The sequence below is a fragment of the Lelliottia sp. SL45 genome, assembly GCF_026672535.1.
Taxonomy (GTDB): domain Bacteria; phylum Pseudomonadota; class Gammaproteobacteria; order Enterobacterales; family Enterobacteriaceae; genus Enterobacter; species Enterobacter nimipressuralis.
This window is the reverse complement of record NZ_JAPPRH010000003.1, coordinates 1,383,184-1,397,167: the sequence shown is the minus strand read 5'-3', so window position 1 is coordinate 1,397,167 and position 13,984 is coordinate 1,383,184. Positions and strand designations below refer to the sequence as shown.

The 13,984-nt window shown below is 55.7% G+C and carries 12 protein-coding genes; 11 read left to right on the top strand and 1 reads right to left on the bottom strand.

The window, feature by feature from the left end; genetic code table 11:
• Positions 1-19 precede the first annotated feature (19 nt).
• The 9 genes from sapA to pdeR all read left to right on the top strand — a co-directional run bounded on the left by sapA (position 20) and on the right by pdeR (position 11,711).
• Positions 20-1,660, top strand: coding sequence for an ABC transporter substrate-binding protein SapA (gene sapA / locus OVA10_RS12790; protein WP_100779989.1), 1,641 nt, complete (start codon positions 20-22; stop codon positions 1,658-1,660).
• On the top strand, positions 1,657-2,622 hold the full coding sequence (gene sapB, locus OVA10_RS12785; RefSeq protein WP_107703459.1) for a putrescine export ABC transporter permease SapB: 966 nt from the start codon (positions 1,657-1,659) through the stop codon (positions 2,620-2,622). Before sapA ends, sapB begins: the two co-directional genes overlap by 4 nt.
• On the top strand, positions 2,609-3,499 hold the full coding sequence (gene sapC / locus OVA10_RS12780; protein ID WP_100779987.1) for a putrescine export ABC transporter permease SapC: 891 nt from the start codon (positions 2,609-2,611) through the stop codon (positions 3,497-3,499). Before sapB ends, sapC begins: the two co-directional genes overlap by 14 nt.
• The gene (gene sapD, locus OVA10_RS12775) at positions 3,499-4,491 is read left to right on the top strand and encodes a peptide ABC transporter ATP-binding protein SapD (protein WP_102103838.1); all 993 of its coding nucleotides are present in this window, start codon (positions 3,499-3,501) and stop codon (positions 4,489-4,491) included. The genes sapC and sapD overlap by 1 nt, the downstream gene beginning before the upstream one ends.
• Positions 4,492-5,298 carry a putrescine export ABC transporter ATP-binding protein SapF gene (sapF, locus tag OVA10_RS12770; protein WP_100779985.1) on the top strand — a complete coding sequence of 269 codons (807 nt, stop codon included), beginning with the start codon at positions 4,492-4,494 and terminating at the stop codon, positions 5,296-5,298.
• 124 nt (positions 5,299-5,422) lie between these two features.
• Positions 5,423-6,211 (top strand): enoyl-ACP reductase FabI, encoded by a 789-nt coding sequence (gene fabI / locus OVA10_RS12765; protein WP_100779984.1) that lies wholly within the window; start codon positions 5,423-5,425, stop codon positions 6,209-6,211.
• A 164-nt stretch (positions 6,212-6,375) separates the two neighbouring features.
• Positions 6,376-7,377 (top strand): CMD domain-containing protein, encoded by a 1,002-nt coding sequence (locus OVA10_RS12760; protein WP_268196078.1) that lies wholly within the window; start codon positions 6,376-6,378, stop codon positions 7,375-7,377.
• Between the two features lie 87 nt (positions 7,378-7,464).
• On the top strand, positions 7,465-9,399 hold the full coding sequence (locus OVA10_RS12755; RefSeq protein ID WP_231275731.1) for an exoribonuclease II: 1,935 nt from the start codon (positions 7,465-7,467) through the stop codon (positions 9,397-9,399).
• Positions 9,400-9,719: 320 nt separating this feature from the next.
• Positions 9,720-11,711, top strand: a complete 1,992-nt coding sequence (pdeR, locus tag OVA10_RS12750; protein WP_123427732.1) for a cyclic di-GMP phosphodiesterase — start codon at positions 9,720-9,722, stop codon at positions 11,709-11,711.
• Here the strand turns inward: pdeR and OVA10_RS12745 are convergent.
• Positions 11,708-12,577 (bottom strand): crotonase/enoyl-CoA hydratase family protein, encoded by an 870-nt coding sequence (locus OVA10_RS12745; RefSeq protein WP_268196077.1) that lies wholly within the window; start codon positions 12,575-12,577, stop codon positions 11,708-11,710. The genes pdeR and OVA10_RS12745 overlap by 4 nt on opposite strands.
• 194 nt (positions 12,578-12,771) lie before the next feature.
• Between OVA10_RS12745 and OVA10_RS12740 the strand changes: the two genes are divergently transcribed.
• Together OVA10_RS12740 and yciT are read left to right on the top strand one after the other, a co-directional pair.
• Positions 12,772-12,954, top strand: a complete 183-nt coding sequence (locus tag OVA10_RS12740) for a YciZ family protein (RefSeq protein WP_268196076.1) — start codon at positions 12,772-12,774, stop codon at positions 12,952-12,954.
• Positions 12,955-13,019: 65 nt separating this feature from the next.
• On the top strand, positions 13,020-13,772 hold the full coding sequence (yciT, locus tag OVA10_RS12735) for a DNA-binding transcriptional regulator YciT (RefSeq protein ID WP_181826424.1): 753 nt from the start codon (positions 13,020-13,022) through the stop codon (positions 13,770-13,772).
• The last annotated feature ends 212 nt before the right edge of the window (positions 13,773-13,984 follow it).

The following is a 13,984-nucleotide window of genomic DNA, read 5'->3' as shown; positions in this document are numbered from 1 at the left end:
TCTTAAAACCCTGAAAATTATGCGTCTGGTTTTATCGTCCCTGATTGCACTCGGTCTGTTTAGCCGCCTGGTCTTTGCTGCGCCCGAACAGACTGCGCTTCCTGATATTCGCGACAGTGGTTTTGTCTATTGCGTGAACGGGCAAGTCGACACCCTGAACCCACAAAAAGCAGGCAGCGGCCTGATTGTCGACACCCTCGCCGCACAGCTTTACGATCGCCTGCTCGATGTTGACCCTTACACCTACCGCCTGGTGCCGGAGCTTGCCGAGAGCTGGGAAGTGCTTGATAACGGCGCAACCTACCGTTTCCATCTGCGCGACGATGTGGCGTTTCAGTCGACGCCGTGGTTTAAACCGACCCGTAAGCTGAACGCCGATGATGTGGTGTTTACCTTCCAGCGTATTTTTAACCGCAATCACCCGTGGCATAACGTCAACGGCGGCAGTTTCCCCTATTTCGACAGCCTGCAGTTTGCCGATACGGTTAAAGACGTGCGTAAGCTGGACAGCCGGACGGTGGAGTTTCGTCTGGTGCGCCCTGACGCCTCTTTCTTATGGCACCTGGCTACCCACTATGCGTCGGTCATGTCGGCCGAGTATGCCGATAAGCTGACAAAAGTGGATCATCAGGAGCTGCTCGACCGCCAGCCGGTCGGCACCGGCCCGTTCCAGATGGCGGAATACCGGGCTGGTCAGTATATTCGGTTACAACGTCACGAACACTTCTGGCGCGGTACGCCGCTGATGCCGCAGGTGGTGGTCGATCTCGGCTCCGGCGGGACGGGCAGATTGTCCAAGCTGCTGACCGGCGAATGCGATGTGCTCGCGTGGCCTGCCGCCAGCCAGCTGACGATACTGCGCGACGATCCGCGCTTACGTCTGACCCTGCGCCCTGGCATGAATATCGCTTATTTGGCCTTTAATACGGACAAGCCGCCGCTGAATAACCCCGCCGTGCGTCATGCCCTCGCACTGGCGATCAATAACCAGCGCCTGATGCAGTCTATTTATTACGGTACCGCTGAAACGGCGGCGTCGATTCTGCCGCGTGCGTCCTGGGCCTATGACAACGAAGCGAAAATTACCGAATACGATCCGGCTAAAGCGCGCGAGCAGCTTAAAGCGCTGGGTGCGACCAACCTCACGTTGCAGCTTTGGGTCCCGACCAGTTCGCAGGCGTGGAACCCGAGTCCGTTAAAAACGGCGGAGCTGATCCAGGCGGATATGGCTCAGATCGGTGTGAAAGTGGTGATAGTTCCCGTCGAAGGCCGCTTCCAGGAGGCGCGCCTGATGGATATGAATCACGATCTGACGCTCTCTGGCTGGTCGACGGACAGTAACGATCCCGACAGTTTCTTCCGCCCGCTGCTGAGCTGTGCCGCTATTCGTTCCCAGACCAACTACGCTCACTGGTGTAACCGTGAATTTGATACGGTGCTGCAAAAAGCGTTGTCGTCCCAGCAACTGGCCTCGCGTATTGAGGCTTACGACGAAGCGCAAAACATTCTGGCCCGCGAACTGCCGGTGTTACCGCTGGCCTCTTCTCTGCGATTGCAGGCCTATCGCTATGATATTAAAGGTCTGGTGCTCAGCCCATTCGGCAACGCTTCGTTCGCAGGCGTGTCGCGTGAGAAACAAGATGAGGTGAAAAAACCATGATTATTTTTACCTTACGCCGTCTGTTACTGCTGGCAGTGACGCTGTTTTTTCTGACCTTTATCGGCTTTAGCCTGAGCTATTTCACGCCCCATGCCCCGCTGCAGGGATCGTCCTTCTGGGATGCCTGGCTGTTCTGGTTTAACGGCGTATTGCACTGGGACTTTGGTGTCTCCAGCATTAACGGCCAGCTGATCTCTGAGCAGTTAAAAGAGGTGTTCCCGGCGACCATGGAGCTGTGCATTCTGGCCTTTGGTTTTGCCCTGTTGGTGGGCATTCCTGTGGGGATGCTGGCGGGGATCACTCGCAATAAATGGCAGGATAAGCTGATCAGCGCCCTCGCCCTGCTCGGCTTCTCGATTCCGGTGTTCTGGCTGGCGCTATTGCTGACGCTGTTCTTCTCTCTGACCCTGGGCTGGCTGCCGGTCTCAGGTCGCTTTGATCTGCTTTATACCGTCAAAACCGTCACCGGATTTGCGATTATCGACGCCTGGCTTTCTGACTCCGTCTGGCGTCACGAAATGATCATCAGTACCCTGCGCCACATGGTGCTGCCGGTGCTGACGCTGGCGGTCGCGCCAACCACGGAAGTGATTCGCCTGATGCGCACCAGCACTATCGATGTGTTTGAGCAAAACTACGTGAAAGCGGCTGCCACTCGCGGCCTCTCTCGCCTGACGGTTTTACGTCGTCACGTCCTGCATAACGCCCTTCCGCCGGTCATTCCGCGCCTGGGGCTGCAATTTTCCACCATGCTGACCCTGGCGATGATTACCGAAATGGTGTTTAGCTGGCCGGGTCTGGGCCGCTGGATGATCAACGCCATTCGTCAGCAAGACTATGCGGCGATATCTGCCGGTGTGATGGTGATCGGTTCGTTGGTGATTATCGTGAACGTGATTTCTGACATTTTGGGTGCCATGGCCAACCCGCTGAAACATAAGGAATCGTATGCCTTACGATAGCGTATACCGGGAGAAGCGCACGCCCGGCGTAGTCCGTACCGTATGGCGCAAATTCTACGGCGACACCACAGCGATGATCGGTTTGTACGGCTGTGGCGGCCTGGCGCTGCTCTGTATTTTTGGCGGCTGGTTTGCCCCTTACGGGCTTGATCAGCAGTTCCTCGGCTATCAGTTGTTACCACCGTCGTGGTCGCGCTACGGCGAAGTGTCGTTCTTCCTGGGCACGGACGATTTAGGTCGCGATGTGCTGAGTCGCCTGTTAAGTGGCGCGGCCCCGACCGTCGGCGGCGCGTTCGTCGTCACGTTCGCCGCGACCTTCTTTGGCCTGGCGCTCGGGGTGTTTGCGGGCGCCACGCACGGCCTGCGTTCGGCGGTGCTGAACCATATTCTCGATACCCTGCTGTCGATCCCGTCTCTGCTGCTGGCGATTATCGTGGTGGCGTTCGCCGGGCCGCACCTGTCCCATGCGATGTTTGCCGTCTGGCTGGCGCTGCTGCCGCGCATGGTGCGCTCGGTTTACAGCATGGTGCATGATGAGCTGGAAAAAGAGTACGTGGTGGCGGCGCGTCTTGACGGCGCCACTACGCTGAATATTTTGTGGTTCGCGGTGATGCCGAATATCGCCTCGGGGCTGGTGACCGAAATCACCCGCGCCCTGTCGATGGCGATTCTGGATATTGCCGCGCTCGGTTTTCTCGATCTCGGCGCGCAGCTGCCCTCGCCTGAATGGGGGGCAATGCTCGGTGATGCGCTCGAACTGATCTATGTCGCGCCGTGGACGGTGATGCTGCCCGGTGCCGCCATTATGGTGAGCGTGCTGCTGATCAACCTGCTGGGCGACGGTATTCGCCGCGCCATTAATGCGGGGGTGCAATAATGCCGTTACTTGATATCCGCAATCTGACCATTGAATTTAAGACCGGCGAAGGCTGGGTGAAAGCGGTCGACCGCATCAGTATTACCCTGGCCGAGGGTGAAATCCGTGGGCTGGTGGGCGAATCCGGTTCAGGTAAAAGCCTGATCGCGAAAGCGATCTGTGGCGTCGCCAAAGATAACTGGCGCGTGACCGCAGACCGTATGCGTTTCGACGATATCGATCTCCTGCGCCTGTCGCCTCGCGAACGGCGCAAGCTGGTGGGTCATAACGTGTCGATGATCTTCCAGGAGCCGCAGTCGTGTCTCGATCCGTCGGAACGCGTCGGGAAACAGCTGATGCAAAATATCCCAGGCTGGACCTATAAAGGCCGCTGGTGGCAGCGTGTCGGCTGGCGTAAACGCCGCGCGATTGAGCTGCTGCACCGCGTGGGGATTAAAGACCATAAAGATGCGATGCGCAGTTTCCCTTACGAGCTGACGGACGGTGAGTGCCAGAAGGTGATGATCGCCATTGCGCTTGCCAACCAGCCGCGCCTGCTGATCGCCGATGAGCCGACCAACGCCATGGAGCCGACCACCCAGGCGCAGATTTTCCGCCTGCTGTCGCGTCTGAATCAGAACAACAACACCACCATTCTGCTCATCAGCCATGACCTGCAGATGCTGAGCAAATGGGCGGACAAGATCGACGTGATGTACTGCGGTCAGACGGTAGAAACGGCCATCAGCGAAGATTTAGTGACGACGCCGCACCATCCGTACACCCAGGCGCTGATTCGCGCGATCCCGGATTTTGGCAGCGCGATGCCGCATAAAAGCCGACTGAATACCCTGCCGGGCGCCATCCCGCTGCTGGAGTCGCTGCCCATTGGCTGCCGACTTGGCCCTCGCTGCCCGTACGCCCAGCGCGAATGCATCGAAACGCCTCGTCTGACCGGCGCGAAAAACCATCTGTACGCCTGTCACTTCCCGCTGAACATGGAGAGAGAGTAAATGGTCGAAACGTTGCTGGAAGTTCGCAACCTGAGTAAGACCTTTCGCTATCGCACGGGGCTGTTTCATCGTCAAACTGTCGAAGCGGTGAAGCCTCTCAGCTTTACCCTGCGCGAGAAGCAGACGCTGGCGATTATCGGCGAAAACGGATCGGGGAAATCTACGCTCGCGAAGATGCTGGCGGGGATGGTCGAGCCGACGGCGGGTGATGTGTTGATCGACGACCATTTTCTGTCGTTTGGCGACTATTCGTTCCGCAGTCAGCGTATTCGTATGATTTTCCAGGACCCGTCGACGTCGCTCAATCCGCGTCAGCGTATCTCGCAGATTCTGGATTTCCCGCTGCGACTGAATACCGACCTGGAGCCAGAAGAGCGGCGTAAACGTATTATCGAAACGCTGCGCATGGTCGGCCTTCTGCCCGACCACGTCAGCTATTATCCGCACATGCTGGCACCGGGGCAGAAACAGCGTCTCGGGCTTGCGCGCGCGTTGATCCTGCGCCCGAAGGTGATTATCGCCGACGAAGCGCTGGCATCACTCGATATGTCGATGCGTTCACAGCTCATCAACCTGATGCTTGAATTGCAGGAGAAACAGGGTATTTCGTATATCTATGTGACCCAGCATTTAGGAATGATGAAACACATTAGCGACCAGGTGCTGGTGATGCATCAGGGTGAAGTGGTGGAGCGCGGAAGCACCGCCGATGTGCTGGCCTCCCCGCTGCACGACCTGACCAAGCGCCTGATCGCCGGGCATTTCGGTGAGGCGCTGACGGCTGATGCCTGGCGCAAGGATAAATGACACCGGCCATATAAAGTGGTCGGATTAACTCTGAACGCGACACGTGCTATTATCGCCGCGTTTTAACGACGATCGCCACGATGAGAGGGCGTTCGCCATAACAATGAATATAAGGATCTAAGCTATGGGTTTTCTTTCCGGTAAGCGCATTCTGGTGACTGGCGTTGCCAGCAAACTGTCCATCGCCTACGGCATTGCACAGGCTATGCACCGCGAAGGCGCTGAGCTGGCGTTCACCTACCAGAACGACAAGCTGAAAGGCCGCGTTGAAGAGTTCGCCGCGCAGCTGGGTTCCAGCATCATTCTGGAATGCGACGTTGCACAAGACGAAAGCATCGATGGCATGTTTGCTGAGCTTTCAAAAGTCTGGCCGAAATTCGACGGCTTCGTTCACTCAATCGGTTTTGCACCGGGCGATCAGCTGGACGGCGACTACGTGAATGCGGTAACCCGTGAAGGCTTCAAAATCGCGCACGACATCAGCTCTTACAGCTTTGTGGCGATGGCTAAATCCTGCCGCACCATGCTGAACCCAGGCTCCGCTCTGCTGACCCTGTCCTACCTGGGTGCTGAGCGCGCTATCCCTAACTACAACGTGATGGGCCTGGCGAAAGCCTCTCTGGAAGCTAACGTGCGCTACATGGCGAACGCGATGGGTCCTGAAGGCGTGCGTGTTAACGGTATCTCTGCTGGCCCAATCCGTACGCTGGCGGCATCCGGTATCAAAGATTTCCGTAAAATGCTGGCGCATTGCGAAGCGGTTACGCCGATTCGTCGTACCGTCACCATCGAAGACGTGGGTAACTCCGCAGCCTTCCTGTGCTCTGACCTCTCTGCGGGTATTTCCGGCGAAGTGGTTCACGTTGACGGCGGTTTCAACATCGCGGCAATGAACGAGCTGGAAATCAAATAAGTGTTTCACTCTCTTCCCGCACGGGAAGAGAGTTTTTCTCCCGCCAGAACCGCCCTTTTTCCCGTCGTTATTCCGTTCCGCTATTTGTTATCACCTAACAATATTTTTCGCACTGAAAGCCATGCGCCAGGATATTGATCGCCATTTGAGATCAAGGAACGCACATGGAACAACGCCGCTTTACCGGCAAAGGCCACTGGTATCACGAGACCCAGACAAATCACTGTCGGGATGATGTTTTGCCGTTGGTTCCCGAGGCCGCTCATGTCGACGATCGTTTTCTGCTCGATTTAGCCTTGCCCACAGAGATTGTGACCCCGTGCGAAAGCTGGCTGAAACCGGCGCGTGCGCTGTGCGATTTACTGTTCCCGTTGCATATCGCGGTGAATCGCCTGCACACGCTCAGCGCCTATGACCGCCTGAGCACCGCGTTGACCGTGGCGCAGGCCTGTGGTGTTCAGCGACTGTGTAACCACTATGCCGCCCTGCTCGCCCCACTTCCCGGCCCTGACTCCTCGCGTGAAAGTAATCAACGCCTCGCCCAAATCACCCAGTACGCCCGCCAGCTGGCCAGTTCGCCGGATATTATCGATGGCAAAGCGCAGCTGCAGCTTGATGAGGTCGGCCTGACGACCTACGACGTTATTGTCATCAACCAGATTATTGGCTTTATCGGTTTTCAGGCCCGCGTGGTAGCGGCATTTCAGGCACTGCTGGGGCACCCTGTGCGCTGGCTGCCTGGGCACCATATTCCGCCGCATGCGCTGATTCCTGATGTGGATATGAATGCGTGGGAGCCGATTTTCCCGGGCGTGGAGTTACGCTACGCCACCGCTCAGCAGCTGGAATCGCTCTCCCGCTGGCAGGCAGAGCCGCTGTTACGTGAATTAACGCCAGTTCTGTGCCACGAACCGGCGCTGCTCGAAAGCGTAGGGGAATTTCTGCAAAGCGATATGCACACGGCAAATTCGCGCTATGGCGCGCTGGCGTCTGTGCTTGCCGCGACCGAACTGTTGAGCCGCTCTCCCGATCGCTTTAGCGCCGCGCAATTTTCCCCTCTTATTGAAGAGGGTATTCCCGCCGCCGACGCCATCCATTTACTGACCTGGAGTGCTTTTTTGGGCTGGATCAACCGTCTGAAAATCGCCTTAAGCAAGGGCCAATAACCCTGCACAATCCCTAAATGCGCTTGCTGTAGCAGTGAGATTCGCGTAAAACTGTCAGCCGCTCAATGGCCACGAAAATAGAACACTATGCTTCAGGACAACCCGCTGCTAGCGCAGCTTAAACAGCAACTGCATTCCCAGACGCCACGCGCTGAAGGGGTGGTAAAAGCCACGGAAAAGGGCTTTGGCTTCCTGGAAGTCGATGCACAGAAAAGCTATTTCATCCCGCCTCCGCAGATGAAAAAAGTGATGCACGGCGATCGTGTGACGGCAGTGATTCACACCGAAAAAGATCGTGAATCCGCCGAGCCAGAAGAATTGATCGAACCTTTCCTGACCCGTTTTGTCGGTAAAGTGCATCGCAAAGACGATCGTCTGTCTATTGTGCCGGACCATCCGCTGCTCAAAGATGCTATCCCTTGCCGCGCAGAACGCGGCGTTGAACACGATTTTAAAGAAGGTGACTGGGCCGTTGCCCAGATGCGTCGCCATCCGCTGAAAGGCGATCGCGGTTTCTACGCAGAACTGACTCATTTTATTACCTACAGCGACGATCATTTCGTGCCGTGGTGGGTAACGCTTGCCCGTCATAATCTGGAAAAAGAGGCGCCAAACGGCGTTGCGACCGAGATGATGGATGAAGGCCTGGCGCGTCGCGATCTGACCGCCCTGAACTTTGTCACTATCGACAGCGCCAGCACCCAGGATATGGATGATGCGCTGTATATCGAAGAAGGCAGTGACGACAAACTGCACCTGACCGTCGCGATTGCCGATCCGACCGCCTGGATTGCTGAAGGCAGCAAGCTGGACGACTCAGCGAAAATTCGCGCGTTCACGAACTATCTGCCGGGCTTCAATATCCCGATGCTGCCGCGTGAACTCTCCGACGATCTCTGCTCTCTACGTCCGAATGAAGTCCGTCCGGTACTCGCCTGTCGCATGACCGTTGCCGCAGACGGCACGATTGAAGACGATATCGAATTCTTCGCCGCGACCATCGAATCCAAAGCGAAGCTGGCGTATGACGATGTCTCCGACTGGCTGGAGAACACCGGCAGCTGGAAGCCGGAAAGCGAAGCGATTGCTCAGCAAATTACCCTGCTGCAGCGCCTCTGCCTGAGCCGTGGCGAATGGCGTAAAACCCATGCGCTGGTGTTTAAAGATCGTCCGGATTACCGCTTTGTACTGGGCGAAAAAGGCGAAGTGCTGGATATCGTTGCTGAACCGCGTCGTATCGCTAACCGCATCGTTGAAGAGTCGATGATTGCCGCCAACATTTGTGCCGCCCGTGTGCTGCGCGACAAATTAGGCTTTGGCATTTACAACGTTCATACCGGTTTTGATCCGGCGAACACCGAAGCGCTGGCTGCCCTGCTGAAAACGCATGACGTACACGTCGATCCGCAGGAAGTGCTGACGCTGAATGGCTTCTGCAAACTGCGCCGTGAACTGGACGCGCAGCCGTCTGGTTTCCTTGACAGCCGCATCCGTCGCTTCCAGTCCTTCGCCGAAATCAGCACCGAGCCTGGCCCGCACTTTGGCCTCGGTCTCGAGGCTTACGCGACCTGGACCTCACCGATTCGTAAATACGGCGACATGGTGAACCACCGTCTGCTGAAAGCGATCATCAAGGGTGAAACCATCGCCCGTCCACAGGAAGAGACAACCATCCAGATGGCAGAGCGACGCCGCCTGAACCGCATGGCTGAACGCGATGTCGGTGACTGGCTGTACGCACGCTTCCTGAATGATAAAGCCGGAACGGAGACCCGTTTTGCGGCAGAGATCATTGACGTTAGCCGCGGCGGTATGCGCGTGCGTCTGGTGGACAATGGCGCCGTTGCCTTTATCCCTGCCCCGTTCCTGCATGCGGTTCGCGATGAACTGACCTGCAGCCAGGAAAATGGCGCGGTGCAGATCAAAGGTGAGACAGTTTACAAAGTCACCGATGTGATTGATGTCAATATTGCTGAAGTGCGCATGGAAACCCGCAGTATTATCGCGCGCCCTGTTGCCTGATAAGCCTTAAATATGTCGGCGGTTTCTTTTTGGGAACGCCGACATTTTTCTTCCCTTGCTAAATCGTGTATTCATCACTTTTTCTTAATATATTCCTCTCGAAGCCCACAAAAACAATCACAATTATCTACAGTAAAAGAAGACCGTCATCTTTGGTTACGGGAATTTTTATCCACGTGTATCCTTTTTATCACTTCTCGTTTTAATATAAGAATGTAGGGAAAAACAATAAGTTCAGCTCGGTTATGCCGCTGTGTCACTACGGAAAAGTCGAATGCAAATGCATAATTTTGCGCCATTGAGCAGGTCCGGGAGAAAACATGATTGACGATCTGGAGCATAATTTGCTGTTTCGTTACATGGGCACACACAGCCCCTGGTGGCGTCTTACAGCGGACAGTAATGCTCTCCATCTCGCCGCCAGTGAAAACTCGGACACGACCCAGGTCATCGCCTTAAGCGACGATCAAGCAGAACTGATTCGCCAGCTCACCGTTATTACCTCCAGCATCACCCTGACCCTTTCCCTGTACGGCTCCGATGTTCCCGTCCATCTGGTGGGGCGCAAAATCAACAAAAAAGAGTGGGCAGGTACGGCCTCTGCCTGGAACGACACCCCTTCCGTCGCTCGCGACCTGGTACAGGGGTTATCCTTTGCCGAACAGGTGGTTTCTGAAGCTAACTCGGTAATTGTGATCCTCGATCAGCAGGGCAATATTCAGCGCTTTAATCGTCTGAGCGAAGAATATACCGGCATGAAAGAGCAGGAAGTGATCGGGCAAAACGTCTTTAAGCTGTTCATGAGCCGCAGCGAAGCGGCAGCATCTAAACGAAATATTTCCGGTTTTTTCCGTAACGGCAGTTCTTACGAAGTCGAGCGCTGGATCAAGACCCGAAAAGGCCAACGATTGTTTCTGTTCAGAAACAAATTCGTCCACAGCGGCAGCGGGAAAAATGAAATTTTTCTTATCTGTTCCGGCACGGATATTACTGAAGAACGCCGCGCGCAGGAGCGTCTGCGCGTGCTGGCCAATACCGACACCATTACCGGCCTCCCCAACCGCAACGCCATTCATGAGCTGATCAGCGACGCGATCGATACGCGCGGCGAGGCTCAGGTCGGCGTGGTGTATCTCGATCTCGATAACTTTAAAAAAGTGAACGATGCCTACGGGCATATGTTTGGCGATCAGCTGCTGCAGGCGGTCGCCCTTGCGATTTTAAGCTGCCTGGAAGAGGGCCAGGTGCTGGCGCGTCTCGGCGGCGATGAGTTTATCGTGCTGGCGACCAACACCTCACAAAGCACCCTTGAGGCGATGGCTTCGCGCATCCTGACGCGTCTGCGCCAGCCCTTCCGCATCGGTCTTATCGAAATCTACACCGGCTGTTCGCTGGGGATCTCCCTGGCGCCGCAGCACGGCACCGATCGCGAAAGCATTATTCGCAACGCCGATACGGCGATGTACACGGCCAAAGAGAGCGGACGCGGCAAGTTCTGCGTCTTCTCGCCAGAAATGAACCAGCGGGTATTCGAATACCTGTGGCTGGATACGAACCTGCGCAAAGCGCTGGATAACGATCAGCTGCTGATTCACTACCAGCCGAAAATAACCTGGCGCGGCGAAGTGCGCAGCCTTGAGGCGCTGGTGCGCTGGCAGTCGCCAGAGCGCGGGCTGATCCCGCCGCTGGAGTTTATCTCCTACGCCGAAGAGTCGGGGCTGATTGTCCCCCTCGGGCGCTGGGTCATGCTCGACGTGGTGCGTCAGGTCGCGAAATGGCGTGATAAAGGTATCAACCTGCGGGTGGCGGTGAACGTCTCTGCGCGACAGCTCGCCGACCAGACGATATTCAGCGATCTCAAGCAGGCGCTGAAAGATCTTCATTTCGAATACTGCCCGATTGATGTGGAACTGACGGAAAGCTGCCTGATTGAAAACGAGGAGCTGGCCCTGTCGGTGATCCAACAGTTCAGTCAGTTGGGGGCACAAATTCACCTCGATGACTTCGGCACCGGGTATTCCTCCCTGTCACAGCTGGCCCGCTTCCCGATTGACGCCATTAAGCTCGACCAGGTGTTTGTGCGCGATATCCATAAGCAGTCGATTTCACAGTCGCTGGTGCGCGCTATTGTGGCCGTGGCTCAGGCGCTGAATTTGCAGGTCATCGCGGAAGGTGTGGAGAGCGCGAAAGAAGACGCCTTTCTGACCAAGAACGGCGTCAACGAACGGCAGGGTTTTCTGTTTGCTAAGCCGATGCCCGCTGCCGCATTCGAGCGCTGGCTCAAGCGTTATCAGGCGAAGAAAATGCGTTAACTGGCTTTGCGCATGCCCGCCGCATTATGACGGTTTTGCAGCATCACCAGACGTTCCATATAAGCAATGTCTTTCGACTCCAGGCAGAACGCCGCATCCACCCAGTCCTCTGTGATATCCATTAATTCACTGCGTGGTAGCCGCAGCACACGCTGACGGGCGCGAAGCATTGCCCGAACGCCGTTCAGCTTCGGCTGTAAGGTATCGATGAACGTGCGTGTCGATACGTATCCCTGCCCCGGCTCAAACAACACATCCACCAGACCAAATTGCTCGTGCCACTCCGCCGTGTGCGACTCACCTCGGTAGATCAACTCCTCGGCCAGCTTCATACCTGCGCGGCGAGCGACCAGCGAATATCCGCCCATGCCGGGGAACAGGTTAAAAGCAATTTCCGGAAAGCCCAGACGCGCATCGCGCTGCGCCAGCACAAAATGGTGTGCCAGCGCGGCCTCAAAGCCCCCACCAAGGGCGCTGCCCTCCACCATCGCCAGCGTGATAGCGCCTGTATCAAACCCGCGCGACGCCGCGTGAACGCAATCGACGCAGGCGCGAGCGTAGGCGCGCAACGCTTCGCGGCGTCCGTTTTGAATGCACTTCACAAAGAAGCGTAAATCCCCTCCCGTGTTGTACATATCCGGAACCAGTGAGCCGGTAACCCAGAAGTCGACGGCAAAACCGGATTGCCGCACTAGCCACGACATATTCATGATCTCCTCAATTAATGCGTGATTAAAGCAAGGACGCGGCTGGGCGCGTAGCAGCATCCACACAGTGCGCCGTTCCTCCTCGTAATAGCCTGCGAGTTGGGTAAAACGTTCAGGATCGGTGAACAGTTTGCAGGTTGCTTGGTTGATGACTGTCATAGTCTAATTCCTCATATAAAAAAAGCGCCTTGCGCGCAGTTTTAGACTAATCCACCACCCAACTCGTCTGTATGCGGAGGGATAAATTTATCACTTTCATTTATGTAATTTGGTTAGTGCATTTTTTCCCTTCTCTTTTGGAAGCAATTTCTGCATCATTGAAATTATTAACTTTTCGTTCTGAGGGTGAGATGATGTCTGAAGTTGACGCGCAGAGAGTGGCACAACGTATTGATACGGTGCTGGATATTCTGGTCGCTGGCGATTACCACTCCGCGATCCGTAATCTTGAGATCCTGAAATCTGAATTACTGGCGCAGAACGGTACGGGCCATTCGCCCGATCCCGACCCGTCTAAAGCCCCCTGGGAAGTGTAACCTTTACCCCTTTTCGTTTTGTCGTACTTTCAACCCGCGGCGTTCGCCGCGTTTATATGGATGCTATGAATTCCCGACAACAAATCATTCTGCAGATGGTGATCGACAAAGGACGCGTGAGTGTCGTCGAGCTGGCCAAAACGACCGGCGTTTCAGAGGTCACTATTCGTCAGGATCTGAATCTGCTTGAAAAACAGAGTTATCTGCGTCGTGCTCACGGTTACGCCGTACCGCTGGACAGTGAAGACGTTGAAACGCGCATGATGACCAATTTCGCGTTAAAACGTGAACTGGCGGAGTTTGCCGCCTCGCTGGTCAACAACGGTGAAACCGTGTTTATCGAGAACGGCAGCAGCAACGCCCTGCTGGCCCGCACGCTCGCGGAGCAGAAAGACATCACGATCATTACCGTGAGCAGCTATATCGCCCATCTGCTGAAAGAGACGCGATGCGAGGTGATTCTGCTGGGCGGTATCTACCAGAAAAAAAGCGAAAGCATGGTCGGGCCGCTGACGCGTCAGTATGTTCAGCAGGTTCACTTCAGCAAGGCCTTTATCGGGATTGACGGCTGGCAGCCGGAAACCGGCTTTACCGGCCGCGATATGATGCGTTCCGATGTGGTAAACGCGGTTCTGGAAAAAGGCTGTGAAGCCATTGTGCTGACAGACAGCTCGAAATTTGGCGCGGTGCATCCCTATATGATGGGGCCGATCTCCCGCTTTAGCCGTGTCATTACCGATGAACGTCTGAGCAATGCGCACCGCGAGCAACTGCAGCGCGACGGCTTGACCGTCGATATCGTCAAACACTCTGGCTGACCCTCTCCTGCGCCCGTCTTTGCGGGCGCATAGCCTATTCTGGCATCTGAGATAATTCTGAACATCCCTTTAAGATTATTTACCTGTCGTTTCGATACCAAAAACTTAAAATTACTATTAGCGATATAACAGGAAGTGACTATCACCTGCGTGATTGTGTAACACCTGCGCGACCAGGTTTCACGGAATATGACGCTGAAGTATTCTTTTGA

Coding starts and splice junctions, on each gene's coding strand:
- sapA (WP_100779989.1), top strand. CDS start 20: ATGCGTCTGGTTTTATCGTCCCTGATTGCACTCGGTCTGTTTAGCCGC.
- sapB (WP_107703459.1), top strand. CDS start 1,657: ATGATTATTTTTACCTTACGCCGTCTGTTACTGCTGGCAGTGACGCTG.
- sapC (WP_100779987.1), top strand. CDS start 2,609: ATGCCTTACGATAGCGTATACCGGGAGAAGCGCACGCCCGGCGTAGTC.
- sapD (WP_102103838.1), top strand. CDS start 3,499: ATGCCGTTACTTGATATCCGCAATCTGACCATTGAATTTAAGACCGGC.
- sapF (WP_100779985.1), top strand. CDS start 4,492: ATGGTCGAAACGTTGCTGGAAGTTCGCAACCTGAGTAAGACCTTTCGC.
- fabI (WP_100779984.1), top strand. CDS start 5,423: ATGGGTTTTCTTTCCGGTAAGCGCATTCTGGTGACTGGCGTTGCCAGC.
- OVA10_RS12760 (WP_268196078.1), top strand. CDS start 6,376: ATGGAACAACGCCGCTTTACCGGCAAAGGCCACTGGTATCACGAGACC.
- OVA10_RS12755 (WP_231275731.1), top strand. CDS start 7,465: ATGCTTCAGGACAACCCGCTGCTAGCGCAGCTTAAACAGCAACTGCAT.
- pdeR (WP_123427732.1), top strand. CDS start 9,720: ATGATTGACGATCTGGAGCATAATTTGCTGTTTCGTTACATGGGCACA.
- OVA10_RS12745 (WP_268196077.1), bottom strand. CDS start 12,577: ATGACAGTCATCAACCAAGCAACCTGCAAACTGTTCACCGATCCTGAA.
- OVA10_RS12740 (WP_268196076.1), top strand. CDS start 12,772: ATGTCTGAAGTTGACGCGCAGAGAGTGGCACAACGTATTGATACGGTG.
- yciT (WP_181826424.1), top strand. CDS start 13,020: ATGAATTCCCGACAACAAATCATTCTGCAGATGGTGATCGACAAAGGA.